Raw genomic sequence first — 17,261 nt, forward strand, 5'->3', positions numbered from 1 at the left:
TTGTAATTCAGACACAATGTGGTGTCATCATTGTCCTATATTTTACGGCAGCAGGTCATACCTTCTTTGCGCCGAATAACCGCCCCAGCATCGCTTCGGCGGCCTTGCCCACCGCTTCGGCGATCGCCTGCGGATCGGGTTGCGTCTGCGTGCCCTGCGGCGGCACCGGAGCGTCCGGAGCGTCCGGAGCCCGCGGTGCCTCGGGTGGTTCGGCGGCCGCTGCCGGTTCGCGCTTCGTGCGGCCCTTCGCCACGGCGGCGGTGGCTGCCGCCGCCGCCATCGTCAGCCCGGCCGCCAGCATCTCGCGCCCCTGCGGGCTATTCGCCTTTTCGAGCAGCGCGCCGCCCACTTCGCGCACCTCCTTGGGCAGCTTCACGCCCAGCACTTCCTTGGGGAGTTTCGCCTTCTTGTGCTTCTTGCCCACGCCATCGCCTCCACGCTGTGTAGCAGCAAGGTAAGACACCACCCGGAAGCTTTCAATGTGCCTCGGGCGTTCCTACTTGCCAGGACTAGCCTCCGTTACAGAACAGAAGTAGAACCAGCCCCATGCTGACCAAGATAAGCGTCCGCGGCGCGCGCGAGCACAACCTCAAGGATGTCGACGTCGACATCCCCCGCGACACGCTGACGGTCATCACCGGCCTGTCCGGCTCGGGCAAGTCGTCCCTCGCCTTCGACACCATCTATGCCGAGGGGCAGCGCCGCTATGTCGAATCGCTGTCGGCCTATGCGCGCCAGTTCCTGGAGCTGATGCAGAAGCCGGACGTTGATCATATCGAGGGCCTGTCCCCGGCGATCTCGATCGAGCAGAAGACGACGAGCCGCAACCCGCGATCGACGGTCGCGACGGTCACCGAGATCTACGATTACATGCGCCTGCTCTGGGCGCGCGTCGGCATCCCCTATTCGCCGACCACGGGCGAGCCGATCGCCGCGCAGACCGTCAGCCAGATGGTCGACCGCGTCATGGCGCTGCCCGAGGGCACGCGCCTCTACCTGCTCGCCCCCGTCGTGCGCGGTCGCAAGGGCGAATATCGCAAGGAACTGGCCGAATGGCAGAAGGCGGGCTTCACCCGCGTCCGCATCGACGGCGAGATCCACGAGATTGACGAGGCGCCGGCGCTCGACAAGAAGTTCAAGCACGACATCGAAGTGGTGGTCGACCGCCTGGTGGTGCGTGAGGATATCGCGACGCGCCTCGCCGAAAGCTTCGAGACCGCATTGAAGCTTGCCGAGGGCCTCGCCTATGTCGACCCGGCGGATCCGGTCGAGCCGCACACCCCCAAATCGGAGGTACTCGGCGACAACGCGCCCGCCGGCCGCATCGTCTTTTCGGAAAAATTCGCCTGTCCGATCAGCGGCTTCACCATCGCCGAGATCGAGCCGCGGCTGTTCAGCTTCAACGCGCCGCAGGGCGCCTGCCCGGCCTGCGATGGCCTGGGCGAGAAATTGCTGTTCGACGAGGACCTCGTCGTCCCCAACCACGAACTCAGCATCAAGAAGGGCGCGGTCGTGCCCTGGGCCAAGTCCAATCCGCCCAGCCCCTATTACATGCAGGTGCTGGGCAGTCTCGCGCGCGAATTCGGCTTCAGCCTCGACACCGCCTGGGGATCGCTCGATGCCAAGGTGCAGGAGACGATCCTCCACGGCACCAAGGGCAAGGCCGTCACCCTCACCTTCGTCGACGGCAAGAAGAGCTACGACGTCAAGAAGCCGTTCGAGGGCGTGATCGGCAACCTCAACCGCCGCCTGCTCCAGACCGAGAGCGCCTGGATGCGCGAGGAATTGGGCAAATACCAGTCGTCGCGCCCCTGTGAGGTCTGCCACGGCGCGCGCCTCAAGCCGGAGGCGCTGGCGGTGAAGGTGGCGATGCGCGACATCGCCTATGCGACGCACCTGTCGGTGGTCGATGCGCTCGCCTTCTTCACCGATCTTCCCAACCACCTGGGCGACCAGCAGCGCGCGATCGCCGAGCGGATCCTCAAGGAGATCGTCGAGCGGCTGGGCTTCCTCAACAACGTCGGCCTCGATTACCTCAACCTCGACCGGACCAGCGGCACGCTGTCGGGCGGCGAGAGCCAGCGCATCCGTTTGGCGAGCCAGATCGGCAGCGGCCTGTCGGGCGTCCTGTACGTGCTCGACGAACCCTCGATCGGCCTGCACCAGCGCGACAACGACATGCTGCTCGCCACGCTCCGCCGCCTGCGCGACCTCGGCAACACCGTGCTGGTCGTCGAGCATGACGAGGATGCGATTCGCACCGCCGATTACGTCATCGACATGGGGCCGGGCGCCGGCGTCCACGGTGGCCAGATCGTCGCGCAGGGCACGCTCAAGCAATTGCTCAAGAGCAAGACCAGCATCACCGCCGACTATCTCAACGGCACGCGCGAGGTGCCGGTGCCCGCCAAGCGCCGCAAGGGCAACGGCAAGCAGCTGACCGTCCACAACGCGCGCGCCAACAACCTGACCGGCGTCACCGCGTCGATCCCGCTCGGCACCTTCACCTGCATCACCGGCGTGTCGGGCTCGGGCAAATCGAGCTTCACCATCGACACGCTCTACGCCGCCGCCGCGCGCACGCTGAACGGCGCACGCATCCTCGCTGGCAAGCACGACAAGGTCACCGGGCTGCAGCATCTCGACAAGGTGATCGACATCGACCAGTCGCCGATCGGCCGCACCCCGCGGTCGAACCCGGCGACCTATACCGGCAGCTTCACCCAGATCCGCGACTGGTTCGCCGGCCTGCCGGAGGCGCAGGCGCGCGGCTACAAGCCCGGGCGCTTCAGCTTCAACGTCAAGGGCGGCCGCTGCGAGGCGTGCCAGGGCGACGGCGTGCTCAAGATCGAGATGCACTTCCTCCCCGACGTCTACGTCACCTGCGACGTCTGCCATGGCGCCCGCTACAATCGCGAGACGCTGGAGGTGAAGTTCAAGGGCAAGAGCATCGCCGACGTGCTCGACATGACGGTCGAGGATGCCGCGGAGTTCTTCAAGGCCGTGCCGCCGATCCGCGACAAGATGGAGATGCTGGTCGAGGTCGGCCTCGGCTACGTCAAGGTCGGCCAGCAGGCGACCACCCTGTCGGGCGGCGAGGCGCAGCGCGTCAAGCTCGCCAAGGAACTCTCCCGCCGCGCCACCGGCAACACGCTCTACATCCTCGACGAGCCGACCACCGGCCTGCACTTCGAGGACGTGCGCAAATTGCTCGAAGTGCTGCATGCGCTGGTCGAACAGGGCAACACCGTGGTGGTGATCGAACACAATCTCGACGTCATCAAGACCGCCGACTGGATCGTCGACCTGGGGCCGGAAGGCGGCGTGAAGGGCGGCGAGATCGTCGCGACCGGCACGCCCGAGACGGTGGTGCAGGAACCGCGCAGCTTCACCGGCCGGTATCTCGCCCCGCTGCTCGACAAGGGCGCGTCGGCCCAGGCGGCGGAATAGCGGGTCCCCGGCAGCGCCGGGGACTCACAGCCAGCCGCAATCCTTGCCCCGCGCCTTGTCCTCGACGCGCGCGGTCTGGGCATCGCCAGCCTCGCGCAATTGCCGTGCGAGGTGGCGACGGGCGATCGCATCCGGCGCGATGCGTCGCCGCCGCGCGGTCAGCGCGGCGAGGCTCTCGTTGGTCGGCGTGATGCCGACGCTGCGCATGATGCCCTGCAATCCCGATCGCGCCATCGTGCCGCGCGGGCTGGGTTTGCCGTCGGGCAGCGGCGGCGCCTGGATCTCGCGCCAGAACGCATCGTACATCCACCGCTCGCCGCTGCCGCAGGCGTAGAGATACGCCAGCGCGAACCGCAACGCGAAGGTCGGCCGCACCGGCCCGGCATCGGCCTCCTCCGCCGCTTCGTCCACGGCGCAGAGCGCTTTCCACAGCAGCTGTTCGCGAACCTTGCTCATGATTCGCCAGAACGTATAGAGAACAAAGGGAATTGCCCAGTCCCGCTGTGCACCGTCTCACCGGACGAAAGGCCGCCAGGCCGGTATCGGAAGCTGCCCGCCCCACGCTTCCAACCACCGGTCGAACACGCTACCTTGTGTGCATGGTCGAGCTAACCCCCATCGAGTCGGAATTCGCCACCAGCGAAGATGCCGCCGCCTATGATGCCTGGTTCCGCGCCAAGGTCGAACGCGCGCTGGCATCCACCGCCCCCTGCATCCCGCACGATCAGGTCATGGCGGAGGCTCGCAGGATCATCGATCGGCACCGCGCTCGATGACACTCGCGGTCGTCTGGCATGCCGATGCGACGACCGATTTCCTCGACATCCTCGACTATATCGCCGCCCGCAACGTTTCAGCGGCGGATCGTCTCGAGGCGCTGATCCAGCATGCCGCCGATCGCCTGCCCGATCATCCCTATATCCACCGGCCGGGCCGCGTGCCCGGCACGCGCGAGGCGATCGTGCACCCCAATTACATTCTCGTCTATCGGGTCGCCGCCGATGTGATCGAGATCCTGACGGTGCTCCACGCCCGCCAGCGATATCCCTGACCTCCACCGCGGCCGCCTCGCCCGCGCCGGCAGCGCTCACTCATACCGATAGGTCAGGCTCGCCGTGTCGCCCGGTGCGACGCGCACCTGCCATGTCTGCACGCCATCCACTTCGGTCAGGGCATCGCCGGGCGCCGTCACCTTCTGCCCCGCCCGGCCGATCGGCAATTCCACCGCCACCGCAAAGGGATTGGCGTTGCTGACCGTCAGCACCATCCCCTTGGCGCCTTCGCTGCGCTGGTCGACCAGCACCTGGCTGCTCGTGCCGGCGCCGATCCGCACCCGCTGGCCGATCGCATGATCGGTCATCGTGCCGGTGCCGAGCAGCAGCCCGTCGCCGATCGCCGGCGTATGCCCGCTGCGCCCCGCATAGAGCGCGGTCGTCCCCGCCGGCAGCGGCAGGCCGAGCCCGGCATCCTTGACGTTGCGCAGCACCAGCACCACGCCCGTCGGCACCGCCGTCATCGTCTGCCCGGGATAGACCGGGCGCCGATACCGCCGCTCGAACGGCACGCCATCCGCCATCAGCAGCGCCACCTGCTTCTGCGCATTCGGCGCCACCGTCACCGCGCGCGGCACCGAATAGAGCTTCAGGTCGCCCAGATCCTCCGGCGGCGGCGGAGGTGGTGGTGGAGCCGGTGGCGGCGGCGGCGGTGGCGCGAAAGCCATCGACGCCATCACCCGCGATCCCGTGACGACGATCTCGTCCGCCATCTCGAACGCCTCGTCGCGCAGGTCCGATGTCGTCGTGCCCAGCGGATAGCAGCGCAGCGACAGCGCGCCCGCCCGCCGCATCCAGTCATAGGTCGCCTGCCGGTTGAGCCGCCCTGCCACCGCCTTCACATTCGCCCTGGCGAATGTTTCGGGATTGGCGTTGGCGAGCGTCAGCCAGGCGAACAGGTCGAGCTTGCCCTGCCCGCCATCCGCCCCCGGTCGCACCGTCGCCACATAGCTTGCCGCCCAGTCGAACCCGTTGGCGAGGTAGGACAGGGTCACCGTCACCGTCCGGGCCGACGGCGTATCGGTGGTGACGCTCAGCACCGGCTTTGCCGACAGGTCGGCGGGCACGCCGCGATAGCCGAGCGCTTCCGGCAGGCCCGAACAGCGCAACGCCTCGATGCCCGCCGCCGTCTTCAGCACCACGCCCGGCTGCGGCCCCGCAACGATGGTCGCCGTCTCGCTCGTTCGCTTGCCGGTGGCGCGATCGGTGCGGGTCAGCGTCACCTGCCGCCCGAGGGTGCCGTCGACCAGCGACGCGGGCGACAGCAGCCGCGCATCGCGGTTCTTTTCCACCGTGCCGCCGGGCAGCCCCCCGATGATCGCGCTGACCGGCACGATCCCTTCCGCCACGCCCTCGAACCGCAGGGTCGCCCGCCCCTTGGGTAGGCGCACGATGCGGGTTTCGGTGACCAGCGCAAAGCCGCGCAGCCAGCGCAGGTCCATCGCCTCGTAGCGGCCGCGGGCGGGGTTGCGATACACCGTCACCGCCACGTCGCGCGGTTTCGGCGAGGTCACCACCACCGCCTCCTGCGCGCGGACCGGCAGCGCGGCCGGAGCGGCGGCGAGCACCAGCGCCGCCGCCAGCTGCCCCAGCCGGCGCATCAGTAGCGCGTGTCGAAGGTCGCCGTGACGATCGCCGAGCCGTTGGCCGGCACCGGCACCTGCCACACCGCGCGCCCCGCCTCCGGCCGATCGCTCTTGCGGCTTTCGTCGACCACGCGCGTATCGGCCCAGTCCAGGCCGCCCTGCACCAATTCCACCGTCACCGGCACCGCGCGGGCGTTGGTGAGCGTATAGCGCATCGCGGTCCGCCAGCGGTCGCCGCTCATCCGCGTGCGGCTGACGACCACCGGCTGCACCTTCACGTCGAAGGCATCGCCGGTGGCGAGCGCGATTTCCGATCCCTGCGGCGTATGGTCGATGCGGTTCTCGCCGGTGAACTGCGGCTGGCCGCGCGCATCGCGAACGTAGACGCGCACCGTGCCGGCGGGCAGCGCGTCCCCCAGCCCCGCCGCGCCCGAGTTTGAAAAGCGCAGCACGCTCGCCGCGCTGCGCGGTTCGTCGGCGGTGCCGAGCCAGCCGTTTTCGAACCGGTAACCGGATCGGGCGGCCGTGCCCTTCACGTCGAGGAAGCTCACCTGCTTGGTCTGCTTGTCGGCGATCGTCGTGCGGCCGGGAAGCGCGTAGAGGTAGAAATCGCCCAGTTGCTCGCGATTGGCGCTTTCGGTGCCGGCACGTACCGTCCGCCCCAGCCGACGCGGCGGCCGCGGCCGATAGCCGGTCTGTTCGCCGTCGTCGCTCGCCACCTCGCCCGCGACCAACAGGGTACGCGCGTTGTCGAAGGTCGTGCCGCTGGTGTTCTTGAGCGTTACCCAGCCCTGTACGTCCACCTTGCCGCTCTTGTCGTCGAACAGCGCGACGTAGTCCGCGCTCCAGCCGAGGCCGCGGCTGAGATAGGACAGAGTCGCGGGCCGCGTGCCGGCGCGGCTGCTGTCGAGCGTCACCGACAATGTCGGCCGCGCCCGCAACGAGGCGGGCACGCGATCGAAGATCGCACGCACCGGCAGGCCGTCGTCGCGCAGCACCTCGATCCGGTCGCCGATCTGCAGCACCACGCCGCCGTTCACCGCCAGCACCTTGGCCCGTTCGCGCGTCTCGGCGCCCGTCGCAGGGTTGGTGCGCAGCAGGGTGATCGTCTCCCCCACCGCCTTTTCCATCAGGCTCGACGGGCTGAGCAGGTCGTAATCGAAATTCTGTTCGACGATCGCGGCGTCCGCCACTCCGAGCGACACGGTTTCGGGGCGGATGCTCGCGCTGACATCGGGAAAGTCCTGCCGCACCTGCCCGCGGCCGAGCGTGAGCTGGCGCACGTCCTGGATCAGCGCGATGTCGTTGGTGTAGATCGTCGCCGAGACGTCACCCTGCGCGCTGCGTCCGGCGGGGACCCCTGCTTGCGGCAGCGCATCCTGCGCCGGTGCTGCGCCCGACAGGCCGAGTGCCGCCAGTCCGATGATCGCCGTCCGCATGCTGCCTCTCCCCCGTTATGCCGTCGGTTGTGCCGGTCGTCCGCCCGCTTGGCAACGCCGCATTACCCCTCGATGACGTGCGGCACGAAGCGCGCGGTATTGCCGGTGATGAGCCCGTCTTCGCGGATGCCGATCCCGGCGGGCGCGCCATCGACGATCCAGCTGCCGATCACCGGGAAGCATCCCGGTGCCGCCTCCGGCAACGGATAGATCGCCTGATAGACATAACCTTCCTCGCCATAGTCGCCCGGCGTTTCGACGACGATCTCGCCCGCCCGCCGGATCGAGACGTTGGCGCCCTCGCGCGACAGCAGCGGCTTGGCGACGGCATCGCCGTCCGGGATCGCAAAGCTTGCCGGCAGCAGATTGGGGTGATCGGGAAACAGGTCCCACAACACGGCGAGCACGCCCTTGTTGCTCCAGATCATCTTCCATACCGGCTCCAGCCACAAGGTGCCGCGCGACAGGCTTTCGAGCAGCACGTCGGCGAACGCCTCGTTGGCCAGCCATTCCCACGGGTAGAGCTTGAAGATCGCCGCGATCGCCGCATCCTCGCCATCGACGAAGCACCGCCGCTGGTGATGCCAGCCGATCGCATCGATCAGCACCGGCGCAGTGGCGATGCCGGCAGCCTCCGCCGTATCGCGCAGATAGGCGGTGGTGACCGCATCCTCGCCCGCCTCCTCCGCGGCATGGGCGAAGTGCAGCGTCGCGGGCAGGTGCGGCGCCAGGTCGCGCCACTTGGCGACCAGCGCGTCGTGCAGGCCGTTATATTGATCGAGATGCGGGAAGCATTGCTCCTTCCAGCTCCACTGGATCACCGCCGCCTCCAGCAGGGCGGTCGGCGTGTCGCAGTTGAATTCGAACAGCTTGGGCGGCCCCGCACCGTCATAGCCCAGATCGAACCGGCCGAAGTTGAGCGCAGGCGGCTCCGCGTCCCAGGCGGTGCGGATCGCGTCGTCAAACGGGCGCGGGATGCCGAACCGGCGCAGCAGCCCCGCGTCGGCGACGATCGCCTCGCCGGCCGCGAGGAACAGGCGATAGAGTTCGGCCGTCGCCGCCTCGATCTCGCGGATCTCGGCGGCGGTGAAGCGGTAGCAGGCGGCCTCGTTCCAATAAGGCGTGCCATCGGCGGTATGCCAGATCAGGCCTTCGCGCTCGACGATACCCTGCCAGTCCGGGCGCGGCACCATCGGCGTGCGGATCATGCGCGCGCTCCGCCGAAGCTGCGCGCCGACGCACCGAAGCCGCCGCGGCTGATCGCGCCCGCCCGCGTGACGTTGGTGGCACGCGGCGCGAAGCCATAGCTGCGCCCCGGCGCCCGGGTGTAGGATCCGCCCGCGACCCGCTCGCCATAAGGCGGGATGATCGCGCTGCGCGCGAGGAAGTACCACAGGAACGGGCTGGCGCCGGCATGGCCGCCGGCATGCGCCTGGCGCCGGCACTGATCGTCGGCGACGCGGTTGCCCGCGCGATCGGTGCACACTGCGGTGTCGCGCTGCGCCGTCCAGCCATCCGCCTGCGGACGATCGCACCCGCTCGCCAGCAGCGCGGCGGCCAGCCCGGTCGTCAGTCTCAGATCCCGCTTCATGTCCACTCCCTGCTGCCGTGGCGCGGCACCGGTCCGGTGACCTTACGCCGGGTCGCGGTTGCGACAAAGGACTATCGCAGGATGATGTCGGACCAATCCAGCTCTTGGCGAAACGACATCCTTGCGTTCCTAAGCTAGGTTATTTCTTTGGCACATCGCCAATTCTTGGCGTTCGCAGGGTTGACGTCTGCTTGATCGTGATTACGGCGGGATTTGGTCAAAGGAGCAAACTATGTCTGATGAAACATCCGAACTGAACGCGGTCGAACTCGCCACCGAACTGACGATTGCTTGGCTCGGCAACCCCAACACCCGGACTTCGGCCGATGAGGTTCCCGGCTTTCTGGGCAAGATGCACGACACCGTGTCTGCACTGCTTGGCGCGACCGGCCCGACGGTGGAAGCACCGGCAGCGACCGAATATACGCCCGCCGTCTCGGCCCGCAAATCGCTGTCGTCGAAGGATCACATCATCTCGCTGATCGACGGCAAGCCGTACAAGACCTTGCGCCGCCACCTCGCGACTCATGGCCTCACCCCGGCGGAATATCGCGAACGCTATGGCTTGAAGGCCGATTACCCGATGGTCGCCGAAAACTATTCGGAAAGCCGCCGCGCGATGGCGAAGAAGATCGGCCTCGGCCGCAAGCCCGGCGCGCGCAAGGGCGACGGCGGCAACGCTCCCGCCCGCCGCGGCCGCAAGGCGGAAACCGCGGAGGCATAAGCAGGGGGCAAGCGGGGCCGGCGTCGCACGGCCCCGCCCGCCCACGGCACGAAAGTCGCGCGGATGGTCATCATCCGTGCGACCTTTCGTTGGGCTATTGGCCGAAGATGCCCTTGCGATACAGCAGGGTGATCGCGACGCGGCGGTTGCGCGGATCGCCCGGATCGTCGGCGATGATCGGTTCGCGATCGGCCACGCCCTCGATCCGCTCGAACCGGCTTTCGGGAATGCCGCCCAGCGCCAGCCGGCGACGCGTCGCCTCGGCCCGCCCCGACGACAGCATCCAGTTGTTCATCGCTCGCGGATCGCCATAGGGCACGCTGTCGGTATGGCCGCGGATCATGATCGTGTTGGGCGTGCCCGCGATCGTGCCGGCGATCATGCCGATCAGTTCGGATGCCTTGGCATCCAGCGCGGTCGTGCCGAGCGCGAACATCGAATAATCGGCATCGTCGACCAGGTCGATCCGCAGGCCGTCCTGCGTGGGAACGAAGCGGACGTGGCTGGCGAGCTTGGCCAGCCGCGCCGATCCGCTGATCTGCTTTTCCAGCTGCCGCCGGATCGCGTCGAACGCCTGCTTGTCCGCCGCGATCGCATTGGGATTGCGCAACGAGCCCTTGTCGCCGGTGCCGCTACGCTGCCCGCCCGACTGGCTCATCGGGATACCGATCGAGGCGATCGGGGCGGAGGCCGCCTTCGGCCCCAGCTTGTTGTTGCTGAGGATCGATTCGCCGCCCAGCACGCCGCTGCCGCCGAGGCCGGTCACCTTCTTGTCGAGCAGCGTCGGCGCGAAATAATCGGCGATGCCCTTGCGCTGCTTCTCCGTCGTCGCGCCGAGCAGCCAGAGCAGCAGGAAGAAGGCCATCATCGCCGTCACGAAATCGGCATAGGCGACCTTCCACGCGCCGCCGTGATGGCCGCCGTGCCCGCCGTCGATGATCTTCTTGACGATGACGATCTTGGGCGGCTGGTTGTTGCCGTGCGGGGCTGCGCGGGCCATTTATGCGGCTCCCTTCGGTCGCAAGGCCGGTTCGGCGCAAGCCGAACCCTGACGAAAAGACGTCATCACTTGCCGCGCAAGCCGTCGAAGACTTCGGCGAAGCCCGGCTGGTTCTTGTGCGCGATGCCGCTGCGCGCCGCCTCGATCACCAGCGGCTGCGGATGGCCGTGCAGCGAGGCGATGATGATCTGCTTCACCACGTCGTAGATCGCGGCATCGGCATCGATCACCTGCTTCAGGCGCCCGGCGAGCGGCGACACCACGCCATAGGCGAGCAGCACGCCCATGAACGTGCCGACCAGCGCCGAACCGATCATGCCGCCGAGCACCGAAGGCGGCTTGTCGATCGAGCCCATCGTCTTGACGATGCCGAGCACCGCGGCGACGATGCCGAGCGCGGGCAGCGAATCGGCGAGGCTGGTCAGCGTCGTGTGCGGCCCCTCCACCTCGTGGTGGTGGGTCTTGATCGAATGATCCATCACCTCTTCCACCGCATGCACGTCGAGCGTGCCGGACGAGACGACGACCAGCCGCAGCGTGTCGGCGATCAGGTTGACGAGGGTGTGGTCGGCGAGCAGGCGCGGATATTCGCTGAACACCGCCGACGACTTCGGGTCCTCGACATGCGGCTCGAGTGCGATCGGCCCGTCCATGCGCAGCATCTTCATCAGCTTGCTGACGAGGAAGATGACGTCGAGATAGTCCTGCTTCTTGTACTTCGGCCCCTTGAACACCTTGGCGAGGCCGCCGCCCATCGCCTTCAGCTCGGAGCCCGAATTGCCGATGATGAGCGCGCCGGCGGCGGCGCCGCCGATGATGAGCATCTCGTGCGGGATCGCCTCCATCACCGGGCCAAGCGCGCCGCCGGTGATGGCGAAACCGCCGAACACCATGGCGAGAAGGACGACGAGACCGATGGCTGGAAACACTGTGGGACACCCCGCTTGCGCGCCGGCACCGCCGGCAATCCGATCATGCCGGATTAACCGGATTTCCTAGACAAGTGGTTACCAAGCCGGCGGTTTGTTGAGAGGAGTTCCTCCCCGGCACGGGGAGGGGGACCGCTCGGCGCTGCCGAGTGGTGGAGGGGCAACCCCAGGCGACAGCCCTGCTTGGCTGCCCCTCCGTCAGCCTGCGGCTGCCACCTCCCCGTTCCGGAGAGGAGCGTTTACTTCAGGTAATCGAACAGCGAGAGCTGCGACAGCTTCGTGAAGCTCGCCTGCGATGCCGACAATGCGGTCATCATCTGCTGGAGCTGGACCACCGCATCGGTGATATCCACCTGTTCCAGCTTGCCGCGCAATTCGCTGCGGTCGGTGTTGGCGGTGGTCAGCAGCTGCTGCTGCAGGTCGATGCGCGCGCCACGGGCGCCGACCGAGGCGGTGACGTCGGCGACCTGATCGACCGCCTTGCTGATCGAATCCAGCGAACTCGACATGGTGGCCGAGATATCGCCGCCCGTGGACAGGGCCGTGGCCAGTCGGCTCAGCATGGCCAGCGTGTTGTCGCCGCCGCCTAGGTCGAAGATGCGCTTGGCGCTTTCCGTCGCCTGCACGCTCTGCCCGTCGCTGATCGGCACTTCCGATACCGGCGCATCGTCGGGGATGGTGAAGGTGCCGTCCTTGTTGTCGGTCACCGCAAGGCCGCCGGTGGCCGACCCGAACAGCGGCTGCCCGCGCACGTTGCGCGTGTTGGCCAGGCCGACCAGCGAATCGACGATGGATTTCAGCTCGGTGCCGATCACCTTGCGCGTCGCATCGGTCTGCGTGCCGTTCGCCGCCTGCGTCGCCAGCGTCGTCGCCTGGATCAGCTGGTTGTTGATCTGGCTGAGCACGCTGCTCGCCTGGTCGAGCAGCGATCCCGCCAGGGTCATGTTGCTGCCGTAGACGGCGGCGTCGGCATCGCGCCGGTCGAGTTCGGCGAGCTGCTGCGCGGCGGCGGGATCGTCCGACGGCTTCAGGATCTTCTTGCCGGTGGAGATCTGCGTCTGCAGTTCGGATGCGCGCGCGCCCATCTGCGACAGGCGGTTCGACGCGGTGCTGTAGAACAGATTGGTGGAGATCTGCATGGCGCGCCCTAGCGGATATCGAGGATGGTCTGCATCGTCTCGCGCGCGATCTGGATCACGCGGCCGGACGCGGCATAGGCCTGCTGGAAGCGGATCAGGTCGACGGCTTCCGAATCGAGATTGACCCCGGTCGACGCCGACAGCGCCGCGGCGGCGCCGTCGCGGATCGCGGTCTGCGCATCGGCGATCGTGTTCTTCTGCTTGTAGGCGGTGGCATTGTCGGTGACGAGCGTGGTCAACGTCGCCTCGAAGCCTTTGCCGACGCGAGTCGCCTCCAGCGCGGTGAGGTTCGACGCATCACGCACGCCGCCGCCCTTGCCTGCGGCGATCTGGCTGCCGGCGGTGAAGTTCGCCGCGATGCCGATGTCAGTCGGCGATCCTTGCGGATCGACTGCGAACAGTGCGATGCCGGGCTTGCTGTTCTGGTCGACACCTGCCGTCTGGTTGTCGTTCACCGCCTTGACGAAGGCGGTGGCGACCGCGTTCAGTTCCTGCCGGTTGGCGGCGACGCGTTCGGCGCCGTCGGTGATCGCGGCCAGCGTGCCGCCGTTGGGCGTGATCTGCGTCGTCGTGCCGCGCACCGTGACCGAGAAGGCGATCTTGCCGTTTTCGTCGCGGCCGTAGGATACGGTGCCGGTCGTCGCGCCCTGGACGAAGGCGGCGCCGGACGATCCGCCGAGACTGACCGTCGCGCGGCCGATCGAGTCCATCTTGACGTCGATGTCGCTGATGTCGCTCATCTGCGACAGGATGGAGTCGCGCTGGTCCATCAGCTGCGCGGCGGTGGTGCTGCCCGGCTGGGCGCGGCTGATCCCCTCGTTGACCTTGGTCAGCGAATTGCCCAGCGAGGTCAGCGTCTGCGCCGCCTGATTGCCGGCGGTGTCGATGTCCGCATCGACCTGGTCGAACGCCTTGCCGGTCGCGGTGAAGGCGATGCCGGCGGAGGTGGCGGCACTCAGCATGCCGGTGCGCAGCGCCGTCGAATCGGGTTCGGCGGCGAGGCTTTGCGCCGCGGCGAAGAAGGACGTGACGCGGGTCGTCAGCGCATTGCCGGTAAGCGCGCCCTGGATACGATCGAGCCAGTTCGCACCCTGGGTGGTGCGCGACAGATCGCTGGTCGAGGCACGCAGCGCGGTGCTGGAATAGACGTCGGTGGAGCGGTTGACGCCGGTCAGCGTCACGCCGTTGCCGGCACCATAGCCGTTGGTCGAGCCGCTGCCGCCCGGCACCTCGTTGAGGGTGACGGCACGGCGCGTATAGCCGGTCGCGCCCACATTGGCGATGTTCTCGCCAACGGTCGCAAGCGCGGTCTGGTACGCGCGGACGCCGGACGCGCCGATCGACAGCATATCGCTCATTTGGGCGGATCTGCCGTGGAGTCGTTAAGATCGGATTGCGACTTCGCCAGGAACGCCGTCATCGCCTTGCCGATGCCGAGCGGCGTCGCCTCCGCCATGGTCTGCGCGACGCGGGCGTCCTGCATCTCGGTGAAGGTATCGAGCGCCTTCGAATCGAACAGCGGATCGGCGAGCTTCGCCTGACGCATGCTCTTCAGCATCATGCCGGTGAACACCGCCTCGAACTGCTCGCCGGCCTTCTTGAGGTTGTCGGCGGATTTCAAGCGCGAGGTGTCGGCGGAAATCCCGCCCGTGCTGCCGATCGGGAGCGTCGTCATAGCACGATCAGCTCGGCCTTGAGGCTGCCCGCTTCCTTCAACGCCTCCAGGATCGCGACGAGATCGGCGGGCGATGCACCGATGGCGTTCACCGCCTTCACCACATCGGCCAGCTTCGGGCCGGGGTTGATGAGGAACATGGGCTTCTTCTCCTCCTCGACCGACACGTTGGACTTGCGCTCCAACGCCGTCTGACCCTGGCTGAACGGACCGGGCTGGCTGATCCGCTGGTTCTCGTCGATGCGCACGGTCAGCTTGCCGTGCGTCACCGCGGCAGGACCCACCCTGACCGCAGAGGATATAACGACCGTTCCGGTGCGCGCATTTACAACAACTTTTGCGGGCGGCTCGGCGGAGGTCACGTCGAGGTTCTCGATCATCGACATCAGCGTCGCGCGCGTGTCCGCCCCCGGCGGCGCGCGCACCGCGACCGACACGCCGTCGACGGCCTGCGCGGTGCCGAAGCCAAGCTTCGCATTGATCGCCTGCGCGACGTTCTGCGCCGTGGTGAAATCGGCGCGCGCGAGGTTGAAGGTCAGCATCGGCGACGAATCGAACCCGGTGGACACCGCGCGTTCCACCGTCGCCCCTTCCGGGATACGGCCGGTGGAGGGCACGTTGACGACGATCCGCGATCCGTCGGCGCCTTCCGCGCCGAGGCCGCCGACCGCGAGGTTGCCCTGCGCCATCGCATAGATCTGGTTGTCCGCACCGAGCAGCGGCGTCAGCACCAGGCTGCCGCCGCGCAGGGACTTGGCCTTGCCCATCGAGGCGACGGTGATGTCGAGCCGCTGACCCGGCTTGGCGAAGGGCGGCAGTTCGGCGGTGACCATCACCACCGCGGCATTCTTCATGCCCGGATTGGCACCGGGCGGCACCTGCAAGCCGAAGCGCGAGGCGACGGCCTTCAGCGACTGCACGGTGTACTCGAGGTTGTCGTCGCCCGTGCCGGGCAGGCCGACGACAACGCCATAGCCGGTCAGCTGGTTGGAGCGGATGCCCTGAAAGCCGCCGAGGTCCTTGATCCGGTCGGCGCCCGCAGGCGCGGCGACCGCCAGAGCGGCGAGAAGCGTGGCGAAGAGAAAGCGGATCATGGCAGCGAGCCTGCGCAGAATGTGGTTAACAGCGCGTCAAAACGGGCTGATGACGGAGAAGAAGCGGCTGAGCCAGCCCTGCCGCGCCGCGCGGGCGACGTCGCCCTTGCCGGTGTAGGCGATCTGCGCGTCGGCGACGCGGGTCGAGAGCACGCGATTGTCGGCGCTGACGTCGGCGGTGCGCACCAGCCCCTTGATCCGGACGAATTCGTCGCCGCGGTTGAGCGTCACGCGCTTCTGCCCCTGCACCATCATCGTGCCGTTGGGATAGACTTCGGCGACCGTCACGGTGATCTCGCCCGACAGCGAATTGGCCTGGTTCGCCTGCCCTTGGCCTGCGAAGTTGCGCGCGCCGCTGGCCGAGGCGTCGGTGGTGCCGAACAGCCCGAGCGGCCCCGTGGCGGGCGGCGTGATGCTGCCCGATCCGCTCGAATCGAGCTTAGAGCCCGACGACTTGGACGCGGCGGTGTTCTCGACCAGCACGATGGTCAGCGCATCGCCGACGCGGCGGGCACGCCAACCTTCGTACAAGGCGGCATAGCCGTCGTTCGCCTGGAAGATCGCACCGTTCGCAGGGGCAGGGGCAGACGCCACCGGCGCGCGGATGACGGTGAAGTCCTCCGGCGGCTTCTTCTTGCCGAAGATGCTGGCATCGGCCGGTGCCGGCGCGAAGGCGGCGAGCACGAGCAAGCCAGACGCCGCGGCGAGCGCGATCTCGGCCCAATGGCCTACGACGAAGGCGCCAGTGCGGGACGGCGCGCGGAAGGGGTTAGGTAGGGAGGCCATTACAGGTTCTGGTTCACGTATTTCAGCATCTCGTCGGACGACGAGATCATCTTGGAATTGACCTCGTAGGCGCGCTGCGTCTCGATCATGTCGACGAGTTCCTCGACGACGTTGACGTTCGATGCCTCGAGATTGCCCTGGCGGATGCGGCCGCGGCCGTCCTGCCCGGCGATGCCGAGGTTGGCGGCGCCCGAGGATGCGGTTTCCTTCAGGTAATTGTCGCCGGTCGATTGCAGGCCGGTGGGGTTGGGGAAGCCCGCGACCTGGATCTGGCCGAGGTTGGTGCCCTCCGTCTGCCCCGGCACCTGCGCGGTGACGGTGCCGTCGGTGCCGATCGTCACCTGCGTTGCGTTCGCCGGCACGGTGATGCCGGGCATCACCTGATAGCCTTCGGAGGTGACGAGCAACCCTTCGGGGCTGCGATTGAAATTGCCGGCGCGGGTATAGCCCAGTTCGCCGCCGGGCAGCTGCACCTGAAAATAGCCGTCGCCGTCCAGCGCCAGGTCGAAGCTGTTGCCGGTCTGCTGCATCGACCCCTGCGTGTCGATGCGGGCGGTGCCCTGCACGCGCACGCCGGTGCCGAGATTGAGGCCGGTCGCGTATTTCGTCTCCGCCGTGGACGCCGCGCCGGGCGCGGTGATCGTCTGATAGGCGAGCGTTTCGAACGCGGCGCGATCCTTCTTGAACCCCGTCGTGTTGACGTTGGCGAGGTTGTTCGAGATGACCCGCATGCGCGTATCCTGGGCATCGAGCCCGGTGCGCGCGATATGCATGGCTGAGGATGACATGCTCTTCT

18 protein-coding genes are annotated in these 17,261 nt (G+C 67.7%); 4 read left to right on the forward strand and 14 right to left on the reverse strand.

Translation table 11 applies throughout. The features are described 5' to 3' along the window. Window positions 1-55 precede the first annotated feature (55 nt). Entirely contained in the window at window positions 56-424 is a 369-nt protein-coding gene (locus AC4GY7_RS11835; protein ID WP_491114230.1) for a hypothetical protein, read from the reverse strand. A gap of 122 nt (window positions 425-546) precedes the next feature. Between AC4GY7_RS11835 and uvrA the strand changes: the two genes are divergently transcribed. Further along, a complete protein-coding gene (gene uvrA / locus AC4GY7_RS11840; protein ID WP_491114233.1) occupies window positions 547-3,450 on the forward strand; it encodes an excinuclease ABC subunit UvrA in 2,904 nt (967 codons plus the stop codon). Window positions 3,451-3,474: 24 nt separating this feature from the next. On the opposite strand, the gene AC4GY7_RS11845 is transcribed toward uvrA, so the two are convergent. Continuing rightward, complete coding sequence (locus tag AC4GY7_RS11845) at window positions 3,475-3,906, reverse strand: hypothetical protein (protein WP_491114236.1); 432 nt, start codon at window positions 3,904-3,906, stop codon at window positions 3,475-3,477. 143 nt (window positions 3,907-4,049) lie between these two features. On the opposite strand from AC4GY7_RS11845, the gene relB reads away from it, so the two are divergent. Both relB and AC4GY7_RS11855 read left to right on the forward strand, forming a co-directional pair. Further along, window positions 4,050-4,226 carry a type II toxin-antitoxin system RelB family antitoxin gene (relB, locus tag AC4GY7_RS11850; protein ID WP_491114239.1) on the forward strand — a complete coding sequence of 59 codons (177 nt, stop codon included), beginning with the start codon at window positions 4,050-4,052 and terminating at the stop codon, window positions 4,224-4,226. Beyond that, the gene (locus AC4GY7_RS11855; RefSeq protein ID WP_491114242.1) at window positions 4,223-4,501 is read left to right on the forward strand and encodes a type II toxin-antitoxin system RelE/ParE family toxin; all 279 of its coding nucleotides are present in this window, start codon (window positions 4,223-4,225) and stop codon (window positions 4,499-4,501) included. Before relB ends, AC4GY7_RS11855 begins: the two co-directional genes overlap by 4 nt. Before the next feature lie 36 nt (window positions 4,502-4,537). On the opposite strand, the gene AC4GY7_RS11860 is transcribed toward AC4GY7_RS11855, so the two are convergent. The 4 genes from AC4GY7_RS11860 to AC4GY7_RS11875 all read right to left on the reverse strand — a co-directional run bounded on the left by AC4GY7_RS11860 (window position 4,538) and on the right by AC4GY7_RS11875 (window position 9,118). Next, complete coding sequence (locus AC4GY7_RS11860; RefSeq protein ID WP_491114245.1) at window positions 4,538-6,103, reverse strand: DUF4139 domain-containing protein; 1,566 nt, start codon at window positions 6,101-6,103, stop codon at window positions 4,538-4,540. After that, complete coding sequence (locus tag AC4GY7_RS11865) at window positions 6,103-7,527, reverse strand: DUF4139 domain-containing protein (protein ID WP_491114248.1); 1,425 nt, start codon at window positions 7,525-7,527, stop codon at window positions 6,103-6,105. The genes AC4GY7_RS11860 and AC4GY7_RS11865 overlap by 1 nt, the downstream gene beginning before the upstream one ends. A 62-nt stretch (window positions 7,528-7,589) precedes the next feature. Next, window positions 7,590-8,735, reverse strand: coding sequence for a glutathionylspermidine synthase family protein (locus AC4GY7_RS11870; protein ID WP_491114251.1), 1,146 nt, complete (start codon window positions 8,733-8,735; stop codon window positions 7,590-7,592). After that, window positions 8,732-9,118 carry a hypothetical protein gene (locus tag AC4GY7_RS11875; RefSeq protein WP_491114254.1) on the reverse strand — a complete coding sequence of 129 codons (387 nt, stop codon included), beginning with the start codon at window positions 9,116-9,118 and terminating at the stop codon, window positions 8,732-8,734. The genes AC4GY7_RS11870 and AC4GY7_RS11875 overlap by 4 nt, the downstream gene beginning before the upstream one ends. Before the next feature lie 232 nt (window positions 9,119-9,350). On the opposite strand from AC4GY7_RS11875, the gene AC4GY7_RS11880 reads away from it, so the two are divergent. Beyond that, window positions 9,351-9,842, forward strand: coding sequence for a Ros/MucR family transcriptional regulator (locus AC4GY7_RS11880; RefSeq protein ID WP_491114257.1), 492 nt, complete (start codon window positions 9,351-9,353; stop codon window positions 9,840-9,842). A gap of 94 nt (window positions 9,843-9,936) precedes the next feature. On the opposite strand, the gene AC4GY7_RS11885 is transcribed toward AC4GY7_RS11880, so the two are convergent. From AC4GY7_RS11885 to flgG, 8 genes are all read right to left on the reverse strand, one after another. Further along, entirely contained in the window at window positions 9,937-10,842 is a 906-nt protein-coding gene (locus tag AC4GY7_RS11885) for a flagellar motor protein MotB (RefSeq protein ID WP_491114260.1), read from the reverse strand. Window positions 10,843-10,907: 65 nt separating this feature from the next. Continuing rightward, on the reverse strand, window positions 10,908-11,771 hold the full coding sequence (motA, locus tag AC4GY7_RS11890) for a flagellar motor stator protein MotA (protein ID WP_443583420.1): 864 nt from the start codon (window positions 11,769-11,771) through the stop codon (window positions 10,908-10,910). A gap of 239 nt (window positions 11,772-12,010) precedes the next feature. Continuing rightward, window positions 12,011-12,910, reverse strand: coding sequence for a flagellar hook-associated protein FlgL (gene flgL / locus AC4GY7_RS11895; RefSeq protein ID WP_491114263.1), 900 nt, complete (start codon window positions 12,908-12,910; stop codon window positions 12,011-12,013). An 8-nt stretch (window positions 12,911-12,918) separates the two neighbouring features. Beyond that, on the reverse strand, window positions 12,919-14,268 hold the full coding sequence (flgK, locus tag AC4GY7_RS11900; RefSeq protein ID WP_491114266.1) for a flagellar hook-associated protein FlgK: 1,350 nt from the start codon (window positions 14,266-14,268) through the stop codon (window positions 12,919-12,921). Further along, entirely contained in the window at window positions 14,265-14,585 is a 321-nt protein-coding gene (locus tag AC4GY7_RS11905; RefSeq protein WP_491114269.1) for a rod-binding protein, read from the reverse strand. Before AC4GY7_RS11905 ends, flgK begins: the two co-directional genes overlap by 4 nt. Continuing rightward, a complete protein-coding gene (locus AC4GY7_RS11910; protein WP_491114272.1) occupies window positions 14,582-15,679 on the reverse strand; it encodes a flagellar basal body P-ring protein FlgI in 1,098 nt (365 codons plus the stop codon). The genes AC4GY7_RS11905 and AC4GY7_RS11910 overlap by 4 nt, the downstream gene beginning before the upstream one ends. Before the next feature lie 36 nt (window positions 15,680-15,715). Then, complete coding sequence (locus AC4GY7_RS11915; protein WP_491114274.1) at window positions 15,716-16,465, reverse strand: flagellar basal body L-ring protein FlgH; 750 nt, start codon at window positions 16,463-16,465, stop codon at window positions 15,716-15,718. Next, entirely contained in the window at window positions 16,465-17,253 is a 789-nt protein-coding gene (gene flgG, locus AC4GY7_RS11920) for a flagellar basal-body rod protein FlgG (RefSeq protein ID WP_443583426.1), read from the reverse strand. Before flgG ends, AC4GY7_RS11915 begins: the two co-directional genes overlap by 1 nt. Window positions 17,254-17,261 lie beyond the last annotated feature (8 nt).

Source organism: Sphingomonas sp. SP5, from assembly GCF_058313455.1.

Coding starts and splice junctions, on each gene's coding strand:
- uvrA (WP_491114233.1), top strand. CDS start 547: ATGCTGACCAAGATAAGCGTCCGCGGCGCGCGCGAGCACAACCTCAAG.
- AC4GY7_RS11845 (WP_491114236.1), bottom strand. CDS start 3,906: ATGAGCAAGGTTCGCGAACAGCTGCTGTGGAAAGCGCTCTGCGCCGTG.
- relB (WP_491114239.1), top strand. CDS start 4,050: ATGGTCGAGCTAACCCCCATCGAGTCGGAATTCGCCACCAGCGAAGAT.
- AC4GY7_RS11855 (WP_491114242.1), top strand. CDS start 4,223: ATGACACTCGCGGTCGTCTGGCATGCCGATGCGACGACCGATTTCCTC.
- AC4GY7_RS11860 (WP_491114245.1), bottom strand. CDS start 6,103: ATGCGCCGGCTGGGGCAGCTGGCGGCGGCGCTGGTGCTCGCCGCCGCT.
- AC4GY7_RS11865 (WP_491114248.1), bottom strand. CDS start 7,527: ATGCGGACGGCGATCATCGGACTGGCGGCACTCGGCCTGTCGGGCGCA.
- AC4GY7_RS11870 (WP_491114251.1), bottom strand. CDS start 8,735: ATGATCCGCACGCCGATGGTGCCGCGCCCGGACTGGCAGGGTATCGTC.
- AC4GY7_RS11875 (WP_491114254.1), bottom strand. CDS start 9,118: ATGAAGCGGGATCTGAGACTGACGACCGGGCTGGCCGCCGCGCTGCTG.
- AC4GY7_RS11880 (WP_491114257.1), top strand. CDS start 9,351: ATGTCTGATGAAACATCCGAACTGAACGCGGTCGAACTCGCCACCGAA.
- AC4GY7_RS11885 (WP_491114260.1), bottom strand. CDS start 10,842: ATGGCCCGCGCAGCCCCGCACGGCAACAACCAGCCGCCCAAGATCGTC.
- flgL (WP_491114263.1), bottom strand. CDS start 12,910: ATGCAGATCTCCACCAATCTGTTCTACAGCACCGCGTCGAACCGCCTG.
- flgK (WP_491114266.1), bottom strand. CDS start 14,268: ATGAGCGATATGCTGTCGATCGGCGCGTCCGGCGTCCGCGCGTACCAG.
- AC4GY7_RS11905 (WP_491114269.1), bottom strand. CDS start 14,585: ATGACGACGCTCCCGATCGGCAGCACGGGCGGGATTTCCGCCGACACC.
- AC4GY7_RS11910 (WP_491114272.1), bottom strand. CDS start 15,679: ATGATCCGCTTTCTCTTCGCCACGCTTCTCGCCGCTCTGGCGGTCGCC.
- AC4GY7_RS11915 (WP_491114274.1), bottom strand. CDS start 16,465: ATGGCCTCCCTACCTAACCCCTTCCGCGCGCCGTCCCGCACTGGCGCC.
- flgG (WP_443583426.1), bottom strand. CDS start 17,253: ATGTCATCCTCAGCCATGCATATCGCGCGCACCGGGCTCGATGCCCAG.